Here is a 1,549-nt window from a genome sequence, read left to right on the forward strand (position 1 = left end):
CGTCTCGGGGGACGGTACGCACACCCTGCTCTATGCGGCAGTCGACGCCGTCGGCAACCGCGAGGAGACCCGCACCGCCACGATCCGCATCGACACGACGGCCCCCGGCATCACCGACGACGCCCCGGCAGGCTGGGTCAAGACTCCACCGGTCGTCCGCCTTGCAGCTTCGGATGACGGTGTGGGAGTTGCCGAGATCCGCTACTCACTGGATAGTTCTGAGCCGACACTGCCCTACGCGGACGGCATACTCGTCAGCGCTGAAGGCGTCACGGTCCTGCGCTACCAGGCGACAGACTCACTCGGCAACACCAGTGAGGTCCACGAAGCCATCGTTCTGCTCGACTCCACTCCGCCCTCATCCATAGACAACGCGCCTACCAGCTGGGTCGCCTCAGACACCACCGTCAGTGTGGTCTCTACCGACGCCCTTTCCGGCGTCGAGAGGATCGAGTACTCACTGGACGGTTCACTAGTGGCGACGACGATCGGCCCCATCGAGATTACAGGCGGCGGCGTCCACGCGCTGCAGTACCGGGCTATCGACGTCGCCGGCAACACCGAGGAGACCCGTACGGCCACGGTCCGCATAGACGCCACGGCCCCGGTGACCACGAGCAACGCCGCAGCCGGTTCCTATACCGCGACCGCGACCATCTCGCTCGCTGCGACTGACACGCAGTCCGGAGTCGCGCTCACCAAGTGGCGGCTTAACGGCTCAACATGGACGACCGGCACGAGCCTGACAGTCCCGGGCAGCCTGCTCGGCACCAACACCATCGAGTGGTTCAGCACCGACGCCGTCGGCAATACAGAGTCCATCAGGAGGGCCTCGGTGCGCATGGTCAACAGGTATGAGCAAGACCACGCGATGACGAGCTACACCGGCACCTGGTCGCTTGCGACAGACGCCAAGATGTCTGCTGGCTCGGGACGCTTCACGTCGGTCGCCAGCAATACCGTCGACTTGGCGTTCAGCGGCACGACAATTGAGTGGATCGGACCGAAGGGTCCGAGCTACGGCCTAGCGCGCGTTACTGTGAACGGGACCATGACAACCATCGTCGACCTCTACGCGCCCACCCTCCAGTACCAGCAGTCCGTGTGGTCGAGCGGCCTTCTGGCTGACGGCGTTCATCGAATTACGATCGAGTCCCTCGGCCAGAGGGGTCTTGGCACTGGAACCGGCGTGAATGTCGATGCCTTCGATGTCGTCGGGACGATTCAACCTCGTAGATTCGAGCAGTCGGATTCCATGACTAGCTACAGTGGCACCTGGTCGCAGAACTCCGACGGCAGTAGCTCGGGCGGTACCTACCGCTTCAGCTCGGTGACGAGTTCGACGCTCGAGGTGTCCTTCTGGGGCAAGAGCATCGATCTGGTCGCGATCAAGGGCGGGTCCTTCGGTATCGCCAAGGTCACCCTCGATGGCGTTTCCCACGACGTCGACCTCTACAACAACGGCCTGAAGTACAGGCAGGTGGCCTGGAGCTCGGGCACCTTGACCGAAGGGCGCCACACCCTGCGCGTCGAAGTCTCGGGGACGAAG

The 1,549-nt window shown here is 63.7% G+C and carries 1 protein-coding gene; it reads left to right on the top strand.

Annotated elements, in window-relative coordinates; genetic code table 11:
* A partial coding sequence (locus tag U1E26_04405) for a chitobiase/beta-hexosaminidase C-terminal domain-containing protein (GenBank protein MDZ4168883.1) occupies positions 1-1,549 on the top strand: 1,549 nt, incomplete at both ends.

This window comes from Coriobacteriia bacterium, from assembly GCA_034370385.1.
GTDB lineage: Bacteria > Actinomycetota > Coriobacteriia > Anaerosomatales > PHET01 > JAXMKZ01.